The sequence below is a fragment of the Phytoactinopolyspora endophytica genome (genome assembly GCF_004138495.1).
Lineage (GTDB): Bacteria > Actinomycetota > Actinomycetes > Jiangellales > Jiangellaceae > Phytoactinopolyspora > Phytoactinopolyspora endophytica.
Genome location: NZ_ML142876.1, coordinates 52,024 through 56,042 on the forward strand (window position 1 = coordinate 52,024; position 4,019 = coordinate 56,042).

Here is a 4,019-nt window from a genome sequence, read left to right on the forward strand (position 1 = left end):
CTGGTGGACCTGCAGCGGCAGCAGGGCTTGACCTACCTGTTCATCTCGCACGACCTGTCCGTCGTCGAGTATCTGTGCGACCGGGTCGCGGTGATGTACGTCGGGAAGGTCGTGGAGCTCGGCCCGACCGAGGAACTGTTCTCCAGGCCCCGCCATCCGTACACCCAGGCGCTGCTGGCGGCCGTCCCACAGCCGGATCCGACACGGCGCAACATCCTCACCCAGCAGCCGCTTGAAGGCGAGGTCGCCGACCCGTCCGACCCGCCGCCCGGCTGCCACTTCCATCCGCGCTGTCCATTCGCTCAGCACGTCTGCCGCACCGACTCGCCGCCGTTGCGCACGACGAGTGACGGCCACCAGGTGGCCTGCCATTTCGCAGAGCAGTTGACGCTCGACGGACTGTCCGGCGAGCCCGCCGGACATGACCCCGATCAGGAAGCATGAGCATGAGAAAACCGCTCTACCAGGAAGCCCAGCAACGGCTCCGCGACTACATCCTCGACAACGATCTGCGCCCCGGTTCTGGGTTGCCTCCGGAGAGCGAACTCGCCAAAGAGCTCGGCATCAGCCGACTCTCGCTGCGGGAGGCCACGAAGAGCCTGGAGACGCTCGGCGTGGTCCGTGCCGTCGCCGGCCGCGGGCTGTTCGTCAGCGAGTTCTCGTTCGACGCGGTGCTGCAACAGCTGCCGTACAGCTTCGGCATCGGTGGCCATTCGCTCATGGAGCTGCTGCAGGTGCGCGAGGCCATCGAGGGCGGGCTGATCGTCGCCGTATCCAAGCTGATGTCCGACGCTGACCTCGCCGAGCTGGACGGGATCGTCAGTGAGATGGCCGCCGCGTACGAGCGCCACGAGACGTTCGCGGAGGTGGACCGGAGGTTCCACGTCCGGCTGTTCGCGCCGCTGGACAACAGCCTCGTCACGGCCCTGCTGGAGCTGTTCTGGGATCTCTTTCACAAGCTCGAGAGCGAGCTTCCGCCGGGTGACCAGCACTCGGTCGAGGTGCATTGGGACATCCTCACCGCGATCCGCTCGGGCGACCCGGCCCGGATGACGGCCACCGTTCACGAGCACTTCGGCGGTATCCGCCGATCCCTAGAAGCACGTCCCGGCACAAGCACGGACGAAGCACACACGGAGGACAAGTGACAACCGACCTTCAGGGCATCATCCCGGCCATCGTGACACCGTACGGTCCGGACGACCGGATCGATCCAGGCGTGACGCAGAAGCTCGTCGACGCCCTCATCGGCCAGGGCGTCGGCGGTCTGTACGTGGGTGGCACGACCGGAGAAGGGCCGCTGCAGTCGCCGGCCGAACGCACGTCGTTCTCGGCACTGGTGGCCGAGGTGGTGGCCGGGAGGGTACCGGTGATCGCGCATATCGGTGCCGCCGACACCGCTACCTGCATCACGATGGCCAGGGACGCGGCGAGCTCCGGAGCTGTCGCGGTCTCCGCGGTAGGACCGTTCTATTACCAGCACGGCCGCGAGCAGGTCCGTCAGCACTTCCTCGACATAGCGGAAGCGTCGCCGGTTCCGTTCCTGCCGTACCACCTGCCGATGGCGGGCGGTGACGACGCCACCTTCCAGCTCTTCGTCGAGCTTGCCGCACACGAGAACATCGCCGGCTTCAAATACACCTCCCGTGACGTCTACGAGCTGCAGCAGCTTCGAGCGCTGTGCGGTGACGGCGTCGCGATCTTCAATGGTGCCGATGAAGTCTGCCTGCACGGGCTCCTCGCGGGCGCAAGCGGCGCCATCGGCAGCACGTATAACTTCATGGGCGGCCAGTTCGTCCGGATCGCCGAGCTGCTCACAAAGGGCGACGCCCGGCAGGCCGCCCAGTTGCAGGCGGAGGCCAACGCCGTGATCCATGCGGGGACCCGCTTCGACAACGTCGCGTTCGCCCGGGCCGTGCTGCGGGCGCAAGGCTTCGAGGTCGGGCCTCCCCGCAAGCCGATCGAGCAGCTGACCCCCGCAGACAACGAGGCGATCGCCCACCTCGTCGCGGACACGCCGTTTCTCTGAGCGAGCGTCGACGATCTGATGGATGGTGCAGCAGACGTGATCGATTCGAAGCCACCGAACATCGTCTTCGTGCTCTCCGATGAGCACGCCGCGTCGGCGAGCGGCTGCTACGGGCATCCGGTCGTGCAGACGCCGAACCTTGACCGGCTCGCAGGGCGGGGCTCGCTGTTCGAGAACGCCTACTGCTCCAGTCCGATGTGCGTGCCGTCCCGGTTGTCCATGCTGTCCGGGCGGTACGTACACGAGATCGGGGCGTGGGACAACGGGGTGATCCCCGGCCCGGAGTTCCGGACCTGGGGGCACCACGTGCGCGGCGCCGGTTACGAAAGCGTGCTCGCGGGCCGGACGCATTTCAATGGCTCCGACCGGGTGCTCGGATTCGACCGGCGGCTGACGGATGACCTCGACTTCTGGATCACCCACCATGGACGGCCTCCGCGGCGCGTGCCGGAGTGGCGGCGTGGAAGCAACTCCCATGTGACCGAGGCGGGCGCCGGTGACCACGTCCACACCAGGCATGACGTGGCCGCGACCGATGCGGCTGTCGACTTCCTGCGGGACCGGGCGGACCGGCCCGACGATGCGCCGTTCCTGCTCCACGTCGGATACATGCACCCGCACTTCCCGCTGGTCGCGCCGTCGGAGTTTCTCGCCCTGTACGACCCGGCCGAGACCGAGCTGCCGCCCACGCGAAATGAGAACGCCGCGTCGCAGCATCCGGTCGTCGAACAGATCCGGCATGCGTTCCATAACGACGAGCCGCTGTCGGAGGAGCAGGAGCGCTATGCCACGGCGTGTTATCGGGCGCTGGTGAGCCACCTGGACCATCAGGTGGGGCGGCTGCTCGAGGCCATCGACCGTTCGTCTCTACGGGACAACACTGTGGTGATCTACACGAGCGACCATGGCGAGATGGCAGGCCACCACGGAATCTGGCAGAAGCAGGTGTTCTACGAGCCCTCGGTCAAGGTCCCGCTCATCGTCCGGACTCCGGATCAACTGCACGGGAACGCACCGACGGGCCCGGTAAGCGCCGACGTCAGCCTGGTGGACCTCCTGCCGACGCTCCGCGCGCTGGCCGGTCTTCCGCCTGACGACACGCTGCCCGGTCGCAGCCTCCCTACACCCGGCTCCGCAGGTCCCGGGGACACCACCCCTGGGCGACCCGTCCTCGCTGAGTACCACGCCCAGGGCATGATCGATGCCGGCTTCATGCTCAAACACGGCCGGTACAAGTACTGCTACTACGTCGGCCACCCACCTCAGCTGTTCGACGTGGTGGCCGACCCCCTTGAACTCACCGACCTCGCGGGCGATCCGACATTCGCCGGCGTTCTCGCCGGCATGGACGCCGACCTGCGTCGCATCGTCGACCCCGAGGCGGCGGATCGGCAAGCCAAGGCGGACCAGGACCTCCGCTCCCGTGCCAGCTCTAGATCTCCAGCTTGTAGCCGAGGCCGCGGACCGTGAGCAGATACGTGGGCGTGGTGGGGTCGGGCTCGATCTTCGCCCGCAGGCGCTTGACGTGGACGTCCAGCGTCTTGGTATCGCCGACGTAGTCGGCGCCCCAGATCCGGTCGATCAGCTGCGCCCGGGTGAGCACCCGGCCGGCGTTGCGGAGCAGCAGCTCGAGGAGCTCGAACTCCTTGAGCGGCAGTCGGACGCTGTCGCCACCGACCGAGACCACGTGTCGTTCCACGTCCATGCGGACCGGACCGGCTTCGAGAATCGCCGGGCTCAGCTCGGTCGTCTCGGTCCCTCTCCGCAGAACGGCACGGATCCGGGCGACGAGCTCCCGCGACGAGAACGGCTTCGTGACGTAGTCGTCCGCGCCGAGCTCGAGACCGACGACCTTGTCGACCTCCGAGTCCTTCGCGGTCAACATGATCACCGGGACGTTGGAGCGTTGACGCAGCTGACGGCAGACCTCGGTACCCGGGACTCCGGGCAGCATCAAGTCGAGCAGGACGAGATCAGCTCCGGCACGGTC

Annotated in this window: 5 protein-coding genes; 4 read left to right on the forward strand and 1 reads right to left on the reverse strand. The window is 67.3% G+C overall.

The genetic code is table 11. From position 1 onward, the window contains the following. From ELR45_RS41850 to ELR45_RS32410, 4 genes are all read left to right on the forward strand, one after another. The coding region (locus ELR45_RS41850) for an ABC transporter ATP-binding protein (protein ID WP_240760302.1) at positions 1-444 on the forward strand (444 nt) is incomplete at its 5' end. 2 nt (positions 445-446) lie between these two features. Beyond that, complete coding sequence (locus ELR45_RS32400; protein WP_165368299.1) at positions 447-1,148, forward strand: FadR/GntR family transcriptional regulator; 702 nt, start codon at positions 447-449, stop codon at positions 1,146-1,148. Beyond that, the gene (locus tag ELR45_RS32405) at positions 1,145-2,029 is read left to right on the forward strand and encodes a dihydrodipicolinate synthase family protein (protein ID WP_165368300.1); all 885 of its coding nucleotides are present in this window, start codon (positions 1,145-1,147) and stop codon (positions 2,027-2,029) included. Before ELR45_RS32400 ends, ELR45_RS32405 begins: the two co-directional genes overlap by 4 nt. Positions 2,030-2,065: 36 nt before the next feature. Continuing rightward, positions 2,066-3,499: a sulfatase family protein gene (locus tag ELR45_RS32410; protein WP_165368301.1), complete on the forward strand. Its 1,434-nt coding sequence runs from the start codon at positions 2,066-2,068 to the stop codon at positions 3,497-3,499. Here ELR45_RS32410 and ELR45_RS32415 read toward each other — a convergent pair. Beyond that, on the reverse strand, positions 3,462-4,019 hold a 558-nt coding region (locus ELR45_RS32415; protein ID WP_240760303.1), incomplete at its 5' end, for a response regulator transcription factor. The genes ELR45_RS32410 and ELR45_RS32415 overlap by 38 nt on opposite strands.

Coding starts and splice junctions, on each gene's coding strand:
- ELR45_RS32400 (WP_165368299.1), top strand. CDS start 447: ATGAGAAAACCGCTCTACCAGGAAGCCCAGCAACGGCTCCGCGACTAC.